Source organism: Limosilactobacillus portuensis (assembly GCF_014838735.1).
Lineage (GTDB): Bacteria > Bacillota > Bacilli > Lactobacillales > Lactobacillaceae > Limosilactobacillus > Limosilactobacillus portuensis.
This window is the reverse complement of record NZ_JABUXQ010000008.1, coordinates 58108-74109: the sequence shown is the minus strand read 5'-3', so window position 1 is coordinate 74109 and position 16002 is coordinate 58108. Positions and strand designations below refer to the sequence as shown.

At 40.4% G+C, this 16002-nt stretch carries 20 protein-coding genes; 16 read left to right on the top strand and 4 right to left on the bottom strand.

Going from position 1 to position 16002, the window contains the following annotated elements; genetic code table 11:
• Positions 1-85, top strand: an 85-nt coding sequence (locus HUK49_RS11640; protein WP_191912754.1) for an IS3 family transposase, incomplete at its 5' end; no start/stop codon positions are given.
• Positions 86-159: 74 nt separating this feature from the next.
• Here HUK49_RS11640 and HUK49_RS04045 read toward each other — a convergent pair.
• On the bottom strand, positions 160-990 hold the full coding sequence (locus tag HUK49_RS04045; RefSeq protein WP_191912753.1) for an aldo/keto reductase: 831 nt from the start codon (positions 988-990) through the stop codon (positions 160-162).
• 120 nt (positions 991-1110) lie between these two features.
• Positions 1111-1518 carry a hypothetical protein gene (locus HUK49_RS04040; RefSeq protein WP_191912748.1) on the bottom strand — a complete coding sequence of 136 codons (408 nt, stop codon included), beginning with the start codon at positions 1516-1518 and terminating at the stop codon, positions 1111-1113.
• A 49-nt stretch (positions 1519-1567) separates the two neighbouring features.
• Here HUK49_RS04040 and HUK49_RS04035 point away from each other — a divergent pair, with 49 nt between their 5' ends.
• The 3 genes from HUK49_RS04035 (at position 1568) to HUK49_RS04025 (ending at position 4553) form a co-directional block, all read left to right on the top strand.
• Entirely contained in the window at positions 1568-2614 is a 1047-nt protein-coding gene (locus HUK49_RS04035; RefSeq protein ID WP_191912747.1) for a dipeptide epimerase, read from the top strand.
• A 101-nt stretch (positions 2615-2715) separates the two neighbouring features.
• The gene (locus tag HUK49_RS04030; protein WP_191912746.1) at positions 2716-3396 is read left to right on the top strand and encodes a ribonuclease H family protein; all 681 of its coding nucleotides are present in this window, start codon (positions 2716-2718) and stop codon (positions 3394-3396) included.
• Positions 3396-4553, top strand: coding sequence for a hydroxymethylglutaryl-CoA synthase (locus HUK49_RS04025; protein ID WP_191912745.1), 1158 nt, complete (start codon positions 3396-3398; stop codon positions 4551-4553). The genes HUK49_RS04030 and HUK49_RS04025 overlap by 1 nt, the downstream gene beginning before the upstream one ends.
• Before the next feature lie 150 nt (positions 4554-4703).
• Here HUK49_RS04025 and lexA read toward each other — a convergent pair whose 3' ends face one another.
• The gene (lexA, locus tag HUK49_RS04020) at positions 4704-5336 is read right to left on the bottom strand and encodes a transcriptional repressor LexA (RefSeq protein WP_124031397.1); all 633 of its coding nucleotides are present in this window, start codon (positions 5334-5336) and stop codon (positions 4704-4706) included.
• Between the two features lie 176 nt (positions 5337-5512).
• Between lexA and HUK49_RS04015 the strand changes: the two genes are divergently transcribed.
• Positions 5513-5764 carry a DUF896 domain-containing protein gene (locus HUK49_RS04015; protein WP_124031398.1) on the top strand — a complete coding sequence of 84 codons (252 nt, stop codon included), beginning with the start codon at positions 5513-5515 and terminating at the stop codon, positions 5762-5764.
• Positions 5765-5838: 74 nt separating this feature from the next.
• Positions 5839-6063 (top strand): YneF family protein, encoded by a 225-nt coding sequence (locus HUK49_RS04010; protein WP_191912744.1) that lies wholly within the window; start codon positions 5839-5841, stop codon positions 6061-6063.
• Between the two features lie 49 nt (positions 6064-6112).
• Here HUK49_RS04010 and HUK49_RS04005 read toward each other — a convergent pair whose 3' ends face one another.
• Positions 6113-6751 carry a lysophospholipid acyltransferase family protein gene (locus tag HUK49_RS04005; RefSeq protein ID WP_191912743.1) on the bottom strand — a complete coding sequence of 213 codons (639 nt, stop codon included), beginning with the start codon at positions 6749-6751 and terminating at the stop codon, positions 6113-6115.
• 88 nt (positions 6752-6839) lie between these two features.
• On the opposite strand from HUK49_RS04005, the gene HUK49_RS04000 reads away from it, so the two are divergent.
• The 10 genes from HUK49_RS04000 to HUK49_RS03955 all read left to right on the top strand — a co-directional run bounded on the left by HUK49_RS04000 (position 6840) and on the right by HUK49_RS03955 (position 15965).
• Complete coding sequence (locus HUK49_RS04000; protein WP_191912742.1) at positions 6840-7601, top strand: tRNA1(Val) (adenine(37)-N6)-methyltransferase; 762 nt, start codon at positions 6840-6842, stop codon at positions 7599-7601.
• Positions 7585-7863: a GIY-YIG nuclease family protein gene (locus HUK49_RS03995; RefSeq protein ID WP_191912741.1), complete on the top strand. Its 279-nt coding sequence runs from the start codon at positions 7585-7587 to the stop codon at positions 7861-7863. Before HUK49_RS04000 ends, HUK49_RS03995 begins: the two co-directional genes overlap by 17 nt.
• Positions 7864-8037: 174 nt before the next feature.
• Complete coding sequence (gene rpsB, locus HUK49_RS03990; RefSeq protein ID WP_003716920.1) at positions 8038-8826, top strand: 30S ribosomal protein S2; 789 nt, start codon at positions 8038-8040, stop codon at positions 8824-8826.
• Positions 8827-8938: 112 nt separating this feature from the next.
• On the top strand, positions 8939-9814 hold the full coding sequence (gene tsf / locus HUK49_RS03985) for a translation elongation factor Ts (RefSeq protein WP_124031402.1): 876 nt from the start codon (positions 8939-8941) through the stop codon (positions 9812-9814).
• Between the two features lie 76 nt (positions 9815-9890).
• Entirely contained in the window at positions 9891-10613 is a 723-nt protein-coding gene (pyrH, locus tag HUK49_RS03980) for a UMP kinase (RefSeq protein ID WP_003716922.1), read from the top strand.
• Between the two features lie 3 nt (positions 10614-10616).
• Entirely contained in the window at positions 10617-11177 is a 561-nt protein-coding gene (gene frr, locus HUK49_RS03975) for a ribosome recycling factor (protein WP_098044631.1), read from the top strand.
• Between the two features lie 156 nt (positions 11178-11333).
• On the top strand, positions 11334-12101 hold the full coding sequence (locus HUK49_RS03970) for an isoprenyl transferase (RefSeq protein ID WP_191912740.1): 768 nt from the start codon (positions 11334-11336) through the stop codon (positions 12099-12101).
• A gap of 17 nt (positions 12102-12118) precedes the next feature.
• Positions 12119-12904, top strand: coding sequence for a phosphatidate cytidylyltransferase (locus HUK49_RS03965; protein WP_191912739.1), 786 nt, complete (start codon positions 12119-12121; stop codon positions 12902-12904).
• 22 nt (positions 12905-12926) lie between these two features.
• A complete protein-coding gene (rseP, locus tag HUK49_RS03960) occupies positions 12927-14204 on the top strand; it encodes an RIP metalloprotease RseP (RefSeq protein WP_191912738.1) in 1278 nt (425 codons plus the stop codon).
• An 18-nt stretch (positions 14205-14222) separates the two neighbouring features.
• Positions 14223-15965, top strand: a complete 1743-nt coding sequence (locus HUK49_RS03955; protein WP_191912737.1) for a proline--tRNA ligase — start codon at positions 14223-14225, stop codon at positions 15963-15965.
• Positions 15966-16002: the final 37 nt, after the last annotated feature.

Here is a 16002-nt window from a genome sequence, read left to right as displayed (position 1 = left end):
TCAGTACTTTAACAACGTCAGAACGACCTTAAAAACAAAAGGTATGACTCCGGTTGAGTACCGAAATCATACCTTAGCAGCTTAATATTTCAATTTTGTCTAACTTTTGTCTTGCACTTCACAATTCGATTCCTTGTCTGCTTTTAATTATTCAAATTGCTAAAATTCGCCCGGCTTAGCAATGTAATCATCACGGCCATTTGGATTTCCAGACCACTTATATTTGTCATACCAGATTGAGTGCTTTTCTTTATTGAGCATTGCAATTGCTTCCATTTCATCCGCGTCTAATTCAAAATCATAGACATCACGATTTTCTCGCATCCGTTCTTCATGAATTGATTTAGGAAGAACAATGAAGCCTTGCTGAAGCTCCCAGCGAAGGATCACTTGTGCTGGTGACTTCCCATGCTCTTTAGCGATCCTACCAATCACTGGACTATTTAGTAGTTGACCATTGCCTAGTGGTGACCAGGCCTCTAATTGAATGTGATTATCCTGACAGAAAGCAACGGTATCCGGTTGATGAATTCGTGGGTTGAACTCAATCTGGTTGACCATTGGCATGATATTAGCATGCTCCATTAAATTTTGGAGGTGGTCAACGTCAAAGTTGCAAACACCAATTGCCCGTGCTTGACCATCGTTATAAATAGCCTCTAGTGCTCGCCAGCTTTCAATATATTTATTAAACACGGGCCAGTGAAGAAGCAGGAGATCAACGTGGTCGGTTCCAAGCTTCTTTAATTGCTCATTAAAGGCATTCCGAAGCTTATCAAAGTCTCCTTGATCCCCATTAAAAATCTTGGTAGTAAGGAAAAGCTGCTTTCGCTCAATTCCTGAGTCTTTAATTCCTTGACCAACCTGTTCTTCATTTCCATATTGTTTAGCAGTATCAATTAACCGATAATGATTTTTAATTGCGTCAGTAACAACCTTGGCGGTTTGATTAAACGGAATTTTCCAAACCCCAAAACCAATTTGCGGCATTTCAATCCCGTTATTTAGCTTGATTAATTTTTGTTGATTTTCATTCAACACTTTCACCTTCTTAGGTTAATTTTAGCAGTAATTGTTCTGGGTGATGCAAGTGAATTATATTTAACCGGTTTATTTCCATTGATAATTCTTTTGGGTAGCCTTTTTAAGGCCAATTACTTTCTTATTGCATTTAACTTTGATCGTTTCTGGATGATTACAATCATTTGACTGAACCGATCTGGTAAGAGCGAAGGCTTGATTACTGATGCTTGTCTTATCGCTTTTGGTCATTTTTTGAAAACCTGGCTTGAACTGAATGATAATTGTTTTGCGATCAAGATAATAAATTCTCTGAATATATTTTGCATAATCATAATTTCCTGGATCGCTGTCGGCATAACTTTGATGGTCCCCAAGGTCTTCAGCAAGCTGGTGGTTGATATTTCTTAAAGGTTGTTGCTTAGCATTTGCATTGCCAATGTTTAGGATTAGACTAAAAGATAAGATTAATAAAATAATGAACGGGTTTTTATGCATAATATACTCCTTGGTTACTTAGAATTGATAAAGGTGCGAGGTGCTTTTAATGAAAGATGAATTAACGATTTCCAGAATAACAACTGAAGTGGTCAAGGTACCTCTGGAGCAGCCATTTATCACTCACCTTCATACGGTTAACGCAATCCGAGTGAAGGTAACCTTGAAAAACGGTATGATTGGTATCGGTGCCGCAACTCCGAATGAAGTGGTTACGGGTGATAATATTGACACCCTTAAGATAATTATTGAAGAGGTGATTGCACCGCGACTAATTGGCTCTTCCTTGGCTAATGTTGAACCCTTGATGAAACGACTACATACTGCTGTGGTAGCAAATGGACCAGCAAAAGCTGCGGTTGATATTGCAATTTATGATCTGTTAACTCAAATCTACCATGTTTCACTTAACCATTTGCTTGGCGGAAGTAAGCAATCAATGGCGACCGACTATACTATCAGCATCGGTAAGCCAGCTGAAATGGTAGAACAGGCAAAAAAGACGGTTCAACGTGGGTTTACTGCGCTAAAGATTAAACTTGGCGATCATTCCATTGATGAGGATGTGGAGAGTGTTAAGCAAATCGCTCAAGCTGTCGGATCGGACGTTGCATTACGTCTTGATGTTAATCAAGGATGGAGTTATAAGCAAGCCTTGCGAGCTTTCAAAATGCTGGCTGACGCAAATCTAAACCTTGATTTTATTGAGCAGCCGCTTCCAGCAAACCAGTTACGTGATTTAGCCTTGCTTCGTCAGCAATCAACCATCCCGTTAATGCTGGATGAAAGTGTATTTACACCAGCGGATGCCTTACGGGTAATTAAAGCTGGAGCAGCAGATTATGTTAACATTAAGTTAATGAAGTGTGGGGGAATCTACGAAGCAACTAAGATTAACCAGTTGTGTGAAAGTGCAGGGATTCCGTGCATGGTTGGTAGTATGATTGAGGCTCCTGAAAGTATTGCCGCTGCGGCAGCCTTTGCTAACGCTCACGCTAATGTTCGCTTTATTGATCTTGACTCAGTTTATATGATTAAGAATGATCTCGATTTGGGCGACCTTAAGCGGGTTGGGATCCATTTATGGCATGCGTGATTTGAAATTTCCTGGCATTATTTTATGATGCTGGGATTTTTCATTTTCCACATTACGACTAAATTCGTTATAATTAATGTATTACTTTTTTGAGGTTAAATATGAGTAAAATATACGCAGTTAGAAAAGGACGCCACCCAGGAATTTATCTTACCTGGCCAGAATGTCAGCAAGAAATTAATGGTTATCCGGGTGCGGTGTATAAAAGCTTTTCCAATGAGTCATTGGCTAAAGAGTGGCTTGCTGGAGATGATAAAAGACAAACAAAAGATCATGCTGGCGGGCTGAACGATCCAGACATTATTTACCTGTATACAGATGGTGGTTCACGTAATCATGGCAATAAGCCGGGGCAACACGTTAAGCAGACCGATAAGGCAGCTTGGGCGTTGCTGATTAGTAAAGGTGGTCAGCAATTTACCAAGACTGGTGGCGAGTTTGGTGCGACAAATAATCGGATGGAATTAATGGCATTGAGAAACGCTTTGCAAATTTTATTGAAAAATAATAAGCAGGGTGAACGGATCATCGCCGTTTTAGATTCGCACTATGTTCTTGACCCGATCATGAAAGGGTGGCTTAATGGCTGGGCTCGTCGTGGCTGGCAGACTAGTAGTGGTTCACCAGTGGCTAATCAGGAACTGTGGCAAGAGGTTAAGCAGTTGCTACCACGGTTTAGGCAATTAAAGTTTCAGTGGACGAAGGGGCATGCCGATAATGAAGGAAACATAATTGTTGATCACCTTTTAAACGAGACAATGGATAAAATGGGGGAAGAGTAATGAAAATTGGAATTGATAAGATGGCATTTGCAACTACTGATGAGTATATTGATTTACGGGAACTAGCTCGTAAGCGCGGGGATGAACCAGACAAGTATACAATTGGAATTGGTCAGGATCGGCAGGCAGTTGTTCCGCCAACCCAAGATATTGTGACTTTGGGAGCAACGGCTGCCAAGAAGCTTTTATCTAAAGATGACAAAAAACATCTTTCCACCGTGATCGTTGCTACTGAATCAGGGATTGATAATTCCAAGGCAAGTGCTATTTATATCAAACATCTTTTGGGACTGGATGATTTTATCCGTGCAGTTGAGCTAAAGGAAGCCTGTTATTCAGCAACTGCAGGGATTCAGTTTGCGAAGGGATTAGTCGCAATGAATCCTCAGTCGACAGTCTTAGTAATTGCAGCTGATATTGCTCGTTATGGGCTAAAAACGCCTGGTGAGGTTACCCAAGGAGCTGGGGCAGTTGCAATGTTGATTTCTGCTGATCCCCACATTTTGGCTCTTGAGGATACTACGGTTTCATATACAAAGGATGTTATGGACTTTTGGCGGCCACTTTACGCTACTGAAGCACATGTGGATGGCAAATACTCGACTAATGTTTACGTTGACTTTTTTCTTCAGTGCTGGGAACGCTACCAACAAATGACTGGACGACAACTAGATGATTTTGCTGCCTTAACCTTCCATTTACCATTTACTAAAATGGGGAAGAAGGCACTGGAAGCACTCCTTAAGGATGACCAATCTCCAGTTGCTGATAGAATGAGGGAGCAGTTGAGCGCTAGTCAAAAGTACTGTCGTGAGGTGGGAAACCTCTATACCGGATCGCTCTATCTTGGCTTAATGTCACTCTTGCAAAATGGCCAGGTTGCTGCTGGTGACCGGATTGGGCTATTTAGCTATGGCTCCGGTGCTGAAGGTGAATTTTACAGCGGTGTTCTCCAACCTCATTTTGAAAAATACTTAAGTGCCGTTCAGGATGATTTAGAAAAGCGTCATCAAGTTTCCATTGCTGAATATGAAAAACAGTTCAATTCGCAGCTGGGGATGAATCAAGATGATGTTGAACTAAATTTGCAGTCAGATCCTGCGCCGTTTGTTCTTCAGGGGCAGAAAGATCATCAACGAATTTATAAAGTAAATTAGTGGAATGAGAACACCTGGGAAAGTCGGTCTAGTTAGCAGGGCTTTACAGGTGCTTTTATTGTAGTGCCCGTTTGGTTATGCAGAAAAAAGCGTAACAGAAGCTCTTTGAAGAATTCCTGTTACGCTTAAGTAAAAATTGATGACTTTGATTTAAAAAATGTGATCACGGTAGAGACCAATAACTTTACCAAGGATAGTAACGTTATCCAGGTAAATAGGTGGCATTGTATCATTTTCAGGTTGAAGACGGTAACGTTTGTTTTCGGGTTCCTTATAGAATCGCTTGCAAGTAGCTTCGTTGTCGCTTGTCATTGCAATTACAATTTCACCGTCTTTAGCAGTTGATTGCTTACGAACAATAACATCATCACCATCAAGGATTCCAGCTTTAATCATACTGGTGCCGTGGATCTTTAACATAAATAGTCCGGACGCATCCTTAATTGTAGGCGGTAGCGGAAAGTAATCTGTGGTATCTTCTACTGCTAAAATTGGCTGTCCCGCAGTAACAACACCGACCATCGGGATTTCTTTTTGTTCTGGTTCAATTCCCAGAAGATCGAGTCCCTGCTTAGTAATTTCAAGTGCCCGCGGCTTTGAAGGATCCTTTTGCAAGTAACCTTCCTTGATTAAATTAGTTAAGTGAGAGTGGACGGTGGATGTGGAGGATAGGCCAACAGTTCCACAGATTTCACGAACTGTCGGTGGGTATCCATGATCTTTAACGTGCTTGTAAATGCAGCTTAATACCGCAATTTGTTTTTGACTTGCTGCTTTTGCCATTTTGACACCTCATTTGGCTATATTAATATTAATCTTAGAATATCATAGTAAACGTTTATTTTCAAACGTACGTTCGCGGAAAAGGTAAGATAGTACATATCTTGAAAATGGCGGGTAATTTAGCTAAGATCAAAGTAATAATTAAATTAAGATAATTGGAATGTGAGGAGATAGTTATGGCTGAATCTACAGACCAAGAAAAATTATTAAAGCGAATTAACGAGCTTGCCCATAAAAATAAAAAAGAAGGGCTGACGGAAGCGGAAACTAAGGAACGGGAAAAGCTGCGGAAAGAATACCTTAAGAACTTCCGTGAAGCAATGCGGAGTAATATCGAAATGATGCGGATTTTTGATGATAATGGAAAAGAAGTTACCCCAGAAAAAGTCCGTGAAATCCAACGGAAAAAGGGACTGCGTGATGATTAACCTTGTTTAGCCCTTTTCAATTTGGCTACTTTCGTGTACTATTGAACAGTAACTAAAAAAGGAGGAAAGTAGTTGTGGCATTAACAATTTCATTGGTAATCCTCGCCTTGCTAATCGGATTAGTTGGCGGTTTCTTTGGTGCTCGTCGTTACATGGAAAACTACCTCCGCAATAATCCACCTATTAGTGAAGAAATGTTGCGGACGATGATGTTACAAATGGGCCAAAAGCCATCTAGTCGAAAGTTACATCAAATGATGCAAACCATGAAGGCACAATCCAAAAAAGCAAACAAGTAACCTTATAAAATAAAAAAGAAACCGGAAATTTTCGGTTTCTTTTTTATTTTTAGAAATCATCATCTTTAGGTTTAGGCGGCATGATGTACTTATAGTTAGGATTGATTTGATGGTCTAGTTCATCAAATGCCTGTTGCATTTCACTCTCTAACTTAGCTTGGCTTTCCTCGTCAAGTTTGTTCTTACGGTCAATATAAATGGGCTTTCCAAAGGCAATGTGACGGGGATGCCGTTTGAATAATTCGCTAAATTTGAGTGGCCCTTGATACACCGCAGGAACTAGCGGAACGTTTGCTAATTTGGCAATTAATGTTGCCCCACCCTTTAATTTACTAGAATAGCGGGATCCAGATGGAAAAATAATTGTTGATAGGTCAGTCTTTCGCAGAATTTGCACTGGTTTTTTTATTGCTGAAGGACCGGGATGCTTGCGGTCAACCGGGAAAGCATTCAACTTTTTTAAGAAGTAGGCAGCAATTGGGTTCTTAAATAACTCTTTCTTTGCCATAAAGCTAAATTTTTGGGGGTAGATCGCAAGAGCAATTAAAACCGGATCCATCCATGTCCGATGGGGAGCAACAATGATATAATTGCCGTCAGGTATATTTTCTTTATTATAAATTTTTGCTTTGCCATTGATTAGGTTTAAGAATGGTTGAACAATGGCAATAAGAAATGAATATAGCATAAAATCATCCAATCTAATCTGTATAATAACTGGCATTATTATGACTAAAAAAGTAATTCCTTGCAAGTCTAAAAGAGGTGAATAATAAATGGACGATGAGAATTTATTAAAGACAGACGAACGAATTGACCAACTATATAGTCAGGATGTTCAAATTATCCAGAATCCCCATTGCTTTGCTTTTTCTCTTGACGCGGTCTTGTTGGCTGACTTTGTTCGTCCTAATAAGAAGCGCCAGGCAAAAATTGTTGATCTTTGTGCTGGTAACGGTGCTATTGGCCTTTTTCTTCATAATAAACTTGGTGGCCATTTTACAGAGGTCGAGTTGCAGAAACCAATTGCTAATATGGCAGAACGAACAATTAAGCTGAACCATCTTGAGGAACGCTATGATGTCTTAAATATGGACATTAAAGATGTTTACAATAAAATTCCCAAGGATTCTGCGGATATCGTCTTGTGCAACCCGCCATATTTTCCTAACAACGAACACAGCAAAAAGAATCCTAATCGAGCTTTAGCGATTGCGCGTCACGAAATCACAACTAACTTAACAATGGTTGTTGAAAAGATGAGCGGCTTATTGAAAATGAATGGTCGGGGATACCTGGTTCATAGGCCAGATCGCTTAGCAGAAATTTTGACTGAATTAACTAGCCACCGACTTGCACCCAAGCGAATTCGCTTTATTCACCCAAAGCCAGATCGGGAAGCTAATATCGTCTTAATTGAAGTAATTAAAGATGGTGGAACTGGTGGAATTCGGATTGTTCCACCATTAGTAGTTAACCAAGCCAATGGCGAATATGGGGCTGAGGTGCAACAATTACTATATGGAGACAAAAAGTAAACATTATTATATATATGTTCTTCACTGTGCTGATGAAAGTCTTTATTGCGGCTTTACCACTAACGTACAGAAGCGGTTCAATACTCATCAATCTTATAAGGGCGCTAAATATACCCGTGTAAAATCACGGCACCCGCTTCGATTGATGTATTGGTGCGAATACCCAACAAAACATAAGGCGTTAAGTGCTGAATACCATTTTAAGCACCAAAGCAGACGACAAAAGGAACACTACCTCCATGTAAGAGGAATTAAGATTTAAATTAATTCATTAAGTTAAGGATAAATGCTTGTCAGATGAGATGCTTTTTTGTATACTATATTTCGGTGTTAAACGCCAATTTCACACCCAATAGGATGGTGGCCAATGTGCTAATTTAGTTTGGCTGCCAGATGATTATTGGGGAGGAAAAAACATTTTGGAGGTACATATTTTATGTCTGTTGTTACTATGAAACAATTGCTTGAAGCAGGTGTTCACTTCGGTCACCAAACTCGCCGTTGGAACCCAAAGATGGAAGAATACATCTTTACTGAACGTAACGGTATCTACATCATTGACTTACAAAAGACTGTTAAGTTGATCGATACTGCTTACAACTACATGAAGGATGTTGCTGCTGATGGCGGTGTTGTTCTTTTTGTTGGTACTAAGAAGCAAGCTCAAGATTCAATTGAAGAAGAAGCTACTCGTGCAGGTCAATACTACGTTAACCACCGTTGGTTAGGTGGTACCTTGACCAACTGGAAGACTATCCAATCACGGATTGCTCGTTTGAAGGAATTGAAGAAGATGTCTGAAGACGGCACTTTTGATGTTCTTCCAAAGAAGGAAGTTGCTGTTTTAACTAAGCAACGTGAAAAGCTTGAACGGTTCTTAGGCGGTATTGAAGACATGCCAAAGATCCCTGATGTAATGTTCATCGTGGACCCACACAAGGAACAAATTGCTGTTAAGGAAGCCCAAAAGCTTCACATTCCAATCGTTGCTATGGTTGATACCAACACCGACCCTGATGACATCGACTACGTAATTCCATCAAACGATGATGCTATTCGTGCCGTTCGTCTTATCACTTCAAAGATGGCTGATGCTGTTATCGAAGGTAAGCAAGGTCAAGATGACAACAAGCAAGCTGATGCTAACGATGCTGCCGAAGAAGAACACGAAGAAGTTTCTGAAGATTCATTAAAGAACCTTAAGGACAGCGTTGAAGGCAAGTAATTAAACGATAATTAAGTATTAAATACTTGGGCTGTTTGCGTACGGACCATTGTGGCCTGAGTACCAAATAGCCTTTTTTTATTAAAAAGTTAAACGAAGGAGAGATCTAATCATGGCTGAAATTAAAGCTGCTCAAGTTATGGAATTACGTAAGAAATCTGGTGCCGGTATCATGGATGCCAAGAAGGCATTAGTTGCTAGTGATGGTGACATGGATAAGGCAATGGACTACTTACGTGAAAAGGGTATTGCCAAGGCCGCTAAGAAGAGTGACCGTGTTGCTGCCGAAGGGTTAGCTGACATTGCTGTTAGTGGTAATACCGCTGCTATCGTTGAATTAAACTCAGAAACTGACTTTGTTGCTGCAAGTGACCCATTCAAGGACTTACTAAAGAAGGTTACTAAGTTAATCAGCGAAAACAAGCCTGCAAACGTGGAAGAAGCGCTTGCCATGAAGACCGAAAACGGTACTTTAAATGATGACTTGATCAGCACTACTCAAAAGACCGGTGAAAAGATTAGTCTTCGTCGTTTTGCAGTTGTTGAAAAGAACGATAACGACAGTTTTGGTGCATACCTTCACCAAGGTGGCCAAATTGCTGCTCTTGTTGTTCTTGAAGGTGGAAATGAAGATGCAGCTAAGGATGTTGCTATGCACGTTGCTGCTATCAACCCTGAATTCATGACTCGTGATGATGTATCTCAAGATCGTCTCGATCACGAACGTGAAGTCTTCAAGGAAGAAACCTTAAACGAAGGTAAGCCTGCTAAGATTGTTGACAAGATCGTTGAAGGTCGTTTAAACAAGTTCCTTTCACAAATTTGCTTGGCCGACCAAGACTTTGTTAAGAACCCAGACCAAACTGTTGCAGAATTTGTTTCTGCTAACGATGGTAAGTTGAAGTCATTTATTCGTTACGAAGTCGGTGAAGGAATCGAAAAGAAGCAAGATGACTTTGCTCAAGAAGTTAAGGATCAAATGAACTAAACAACGTTCGGCTAAAAAGGGCGTACTCTTTGAAGTGCGCCTTTTTTTGAAAACATTACCATTAGGAGGCAGGTTTATGTCAGACATTAAATACAATCGTGTCATTTTAAAGCTCAGTGGGGAAGCCCTCGCCGGTGAAAAAGGGTTCGGTATTAACCCACCAGTGCTTAAGGATGTTGCCAAGGAATTAAAGGAAGTTCATGAATTAGGTGTCCAAATTGCTATCGTCGTTGGTGGCGGAAACATGTGGCGTGGTGTTACCGGGGCAGAACTTGGTATGGAACGTGCCCAGGCTGACTACATTGGAATGTTAGCAACCATTATGAACGCACTATCTCTTCAAGATGCTCTGGAATCACTTGATGTTCCAACACGGGTACAAACCTCTATCGAAATGCGTCAAATTGCAGAACCATATATTCGACGGAAGGCTATTCGTCACCTTGAAAAGGATCGGATTGTGATTTTTGCTGGTGGTACGGGAAGCCCATACTTCTCAACTGATACTACCGCTGCATTGCGGGCAGCTGAAATTAATGCTGATGCTATCTTAATGGGAAAGAACGGTGTTGATGGTGTTTACAACGCTGATCCAAATAAGGATGCTAACGCGGTTAAGTTCGACCATCTGACCCACATGGATCTGATTGAAAAGAATCTTCATGTTATGGATACCACCGCAAGTTCACTTTCTATGGATAACCATATTCCATTAGTTGTATTTAACCTAAACACTCCCGGAAATATTATGAAGGTTGTTAAGGGACAAGAAGTTGGAACCACGATTGAGGGGGATTAACCTATGGCTACAGGTAAACAAATCTTAGATGAAGCGAAGGACAAAATGGCAAAGTCCGGAGATGCATTACGCCGGACTTTAGCTGATATTCGTGCAGGACGAGCAAATGCGAGCCTGCTTAATGGAGTTAAAGTAGATTACTACGGTGCTCCAACACCGCTTAACCAGGTGGCATCAATTACAATTCCTGAGGCACGTCAATTACTTGTTACTCCATATGACGAAAGCTCATTAGACAATATTGAAAAGGCAATCTATGCTGCTAATCTTGGCTTAACACCACAAAATGACGGTTCAGCAATTCGGATTCTAATCCCGCAATTAACTGAAGAACGGCGAAAAGAGCTTGTCAAGGATGTTAAGGCTGAACTTGAAAAAGCTAAGGTTGCTGTTCGAAATGTTCGTCGTGAAGCGATGGATGACCTGAAGAAGGGTAACAAAGACGGCGATTTCAATGATGATGAATTTCATGATCTTGAAAAGAAGGTTCAAACCGAGACCGACAACGGGATCAAGAACCTTGAAAATATCGCTGCCGATAAGGAAAAAGAATTAATGGGCTAGGTTTAGTCTTAATTACTAACTAAGAGTAGGGAAACGAACTAGGAAGCTAGTTCATTCCCGCTCTTTTTTTGGTTGGGGTTGGCATTTCTCCTCAATACATTTATAATTGATAAGTAGTTTTTACTTTAAACATAAAATTTGTCTGGAGGAACTATTTTGTTTGGCAAAAAAGAAGGATCCTCGACTAGTAATGCGAAGTTAGATCCAAACCGAATTCCCAACCATATTGCGATTATTATGGATGGAAACGGTCGTTGGGCTCAAAAGCGCCACTTACCACGTGTTGCAGGTCATAAACAGGGAATGCAGACCGTAAAGAAAGTGACGATCGCTGCTAGTGAATTAGGGGTAAAAGTTCTATCACTCTATGCTTTTTCTACTGAGAATTGGAAACGGCCTTCGAGTGAGGTAAATTATTTGATGCAACTACCAATCAAGTTCTTTTCAACTTTTGTTCCAGATTTAGTTAAGCATAATGTTCGGGTGATGGTGATGGGTGACATTACTAAATTGCCCCAAGGAACTCAAAAAGCAGTTAATGATGCAATTGCTGACACAGCTGAGTGTAATGGAATGATTCTGAATTTTGCCTTAAACTATGGCAGTCGTGACGAAATCATTCGGGCAACTCAACAAATTGCAAAGAAAGTAGCTGCTAAAGAGATTAGTATTGATCAAATTGACGAACAGTTACTGTCTCAAAATATGATGACAGCTGACTTAGGTGAGTTAGCAGATCCTGACCTTCTTATCAGAACAAGTGGTGAGGAACGGATTAGTAATTTTATGCTCTGGCAAATCGCTTATAGTGAGTTAGAATTTACTGATGTTTACTGGCCTGATTTTGACCGGCATTCATTAGAAGATGCTATTGTTAAATTTCAGGGACGTCACCGTCGTTATGGTGGCTTAAAAAATAACTAAGTTTGGGGAGAATAATATTGAAAACACGGATAATAACAGCTGTTGTTGGTTTAGCAATCTTCATTCCGTTAATAGTTTATGGTCACTGGCCATTAACAATCGCCGCAATTGCACTTGGGATCGTTGCTATGAGTGAGATCTTAGCAATGAAGCGGATGTTTCTCATTTCATTTGAGGCAATCGTTTCTTACCTTGGAGTTGCACTATTAATCCTGCCTGATAGTTGGTTAGACTTTTTACCAAGTGTTGCAACACGGTGGTTTGCATTCTATTTCTTGGTAATTTTGTTACTATTACATACGGTTATTAGAAAGCAACGGTTTACTTTTGATGATGCTGGTGTGTTAACTTTAGCAATGCTTTACATTGGATTAGATTTTCGTTACTTTGTTGAAGCACGAGCAGTCAACTTTCAAACCTTATTATACGGGATGTTAATTGTTTGGATTACTGATAGTGGAGCCTACTTAATCGGAAGAAAAATCGGGAAAAATAAATTAGCACCTAAGATTAGTCCAAACAAGACCTGGGAAGGATCGATTGGTGGAACCGTTTCTGCCACAATTCTGATTGCTATTTACTTATACTTTATTCCGGTTGGCGGATCTTTCATTCCAATGGTTTGCCTAACGTTAATTCTGTCAATTATGGGCCAGTTTGGTGATTTGATTGAATCATCACTTAAACGGTTCTATGGAGTAAAAGATTCTGGGAAAATTTTACCGGGACATGGCGGGATCCTTGACCGGTTTGATAGTATGTTAATCGTTATGCCAATGATGCACCTCTTAGGTATTATTTAGGTCTGAAAGAAGAGGGGATTTTGTGATAATAACAATCATCACCTTTATAATCGTTTTCGGAATACTGGTTTTAGTCCATGAATTTGGTCACTACTATTTTGCAAAACGAGCGGGGATCCTAGTCCGTGAATTTTCAATTGGAATGGGTCCCAAGATTTGGTGGAAACAATCCGGTGGTACGACGTATACGATTCGGATTTTGCCATTAGGGGGTTATGTTCGTCTTGCTGGCGCTGATGATGAGGACGAAGATGAGTTACGTCCAGGGACTCCGGTAACTATTCAGCTTAATGATCAGGATCAGGTCACTAATATCAATGCAAGTCAAAAAACAACATTGTTCCAAGGAATCCCGCTTCAAATTGTTGATTCTGATCTGGTTAACGATTTATGGATTAAGGGATACGTCAACGGTGATGAGAACGACTTGAAGGTTTATAATGTTGCTCATGATGCTTTAATTACTGAGCACGATGGCACCGTCGTTCAAATCGCACCTAAGGATGTCCAATTTAATTCTGCTAGTTTGCCAGCACGAATGATGACTAATTTTGCTGGCCCAATGAATAACTTTATTTTGTCTCTTGTTGTCTTTATTATTCTTGGCTTCCTCTTAAGCGGGGGAGTTCCGGTGAATAGCAATAAGATCGGGCATGTTAATGCTAATTCAGTTGCTGCTCAAGCAGGCCTCGTAAGCGGTGATCGGATTAAGCAAGTCAACAATACTAAAATTAAAGATTGGACAGATTTATCAACTGCCATCTCTATCCATCCAGGGAAAAAGATTACCGTAACTTATGAACACCAGGGGAAACAGCACACCACCACAATGGTTCCAAAAACAGTTAAACAGTCAGATCAGAAAGTTGGTCAGATTGGGATTCTTGAAGAAACGGATAAAAGTTTCTCAGCACGGCTTAATTTTGGTTGGCAACGGTTTGTTCAAGCAGGTACACTAATCTTTAGTGTCCTCGGCCACATGTTTACCCACGGCTTTTCATTAAATGATTTTGGTGGACCAGTTGCTATTTATGCAGGAACATCTCAAGCAACGTCGCTTGGCTTTACGGGTGTTTTGAATTTCTTAGCACTGCTTTCAATTAACCTTGGAATTGTTAACTTATTGCCAATTCCAGCGTTAGATGGCGGAAAACTATTGTTAAATATCATTGAGGCGATTATTCGTCGCCCAATTCCGGAAAAGGCCGAGGGGATTGTGACAATGATTGGTTTCTTCTTGCTGCTAGTATTAATGATTTTGGTTACGTGGAATGACATTCAGCGTTATTTCATTCGATAAGGGAAAAGGAGTATTTTAATGCAACAATCAAAGATTTTAATTCCAACAAAAAAGGAAGCACCAAGTGATGCGGAAGCACTTAGTCATAAGATGATGATCCGGGCTGGTTACATTTATCAAGTGTCCGCTGGTGTTTGGGCTTATTTGCCAATGGCCTACCGGGTAATTCGAAAGGTTGAAAATATTATTCGTCAAGAAATGGAGAAGGCTGGTGCTGTTGAAATGATGATGCCAGCACTCCTGCCTGCGGACTTGTGGAAAGAATCTGGTCGGTATGAAAGCTATGGCGATAACTTATTTAAGTTAAAAGATCGTCGTGATCGTGACTTTATCATGGGACCAACTCATGAAGAAACGTTCACTGAAGTTATTCGTGACAGTATTAAGTCATACAAGAAGCTGCCATTAGTTGTTTACCAACTACAAGATAAGTTCCGTGATGAAGATCGTCCTCGTTATGGGATCCTTCGTGGTAAGGAATTTGAAATGCTTGATGGTTATTCATTCTCTGCTGATCAAGCTGGCTTAGACCAAGCCTATGATCTTCAAGCAAGAGCATACCGTAATATTTTTGACCGGATTGGCTTAGACTACAAGGTGATCTTGGCTGATTCAGGAACAATGGGTGGTAAGAACTCACAAGAATTTTCTGCACCAGCAGAGGTTGGTGAGGATATCATTGCTTATACTGACGGGAATTACGCTGCTAACTTGGAAAAGGCTACTAGTAAGTTTACCGGTGTTCAACAAACCGCTGAACCTGAAAAACTTGAAAAGAAGCCAACTCCAGGGGCTCACAGTGTCGACGAGGCTGCGGAAAGCCTTGGAATAGACTCAAATCAGATCATTAAGGCAATGTTCTACATGGCCAAAATGAGTGAAGAGGAAACACAACCAGTTCTTGTTTTGATGCGCGGCAATGATGAAGTTAACGAGGCCAAGTTGAAGGATGAACTAGGCTGTGAAGAATTAGAGTTAGCTGACGAAGAAGATGCTGTGAAATATCTGGGAGCACATCCGGGTTCACTTGGTCCAGTTGGTGTTGGTGAAGATGTTAAAATCTATGCTGATAATTACGTTAAGGTAATGGTTAACATGGCTTGTGGGGCTAATGACGATGGTCACCACTATATTAATGCCAATATTGACCGTGACTTCCGTGTTGATCAATTTGGTGATTTCCGTAACGTTAAGGAAGGCGAAATTGCTCCTGATGGTCACCCAATCAAGTTCACACCAGGAATTGAAATTGGTCATATCTTCAAGTTAGGAACCCATTATTCAAAGAAACTTGGTGCACAAGTGCTCGATAATAACGGTCGACTAGTTGATGTTATTATGGGAAGCTACGGGATTGGTGTTAGCCGGTTGCTTTCTGCAGTTGCTGAACAAACTGCTGATGATAACGGACTAGTTTGGCCTGATAGTATTGCACCATTTGATGTTCATGTAATTCCTGTAAATGCCAAGAAAGCAGATCAAATGGAAATGGCAAATGAACTTACAGTAGCCCTTGAAAAGGCTGGTTATGATGTCTTAGTAGATGACCGTAAAGAACGTGCTGGTGTTAAGTTTGCCGATTCTGACTTAATTGGAATTCCAATTCGGGTTACTGTTGGTAAAAAGGCTTCAGATGGTATTGTTGAAATTAAGATCCGGAAAACCGGTGAAACAGTTGAAGTTAAGACTGAAGAAGTCGTTAATACTGTTGCTATTTTGCTCAAGCAACTTAGTGGACAAGACGATACTGAAGCTAAATAATTAGTCTAATCATTAATTGGTGGTGACGATGGTAGAA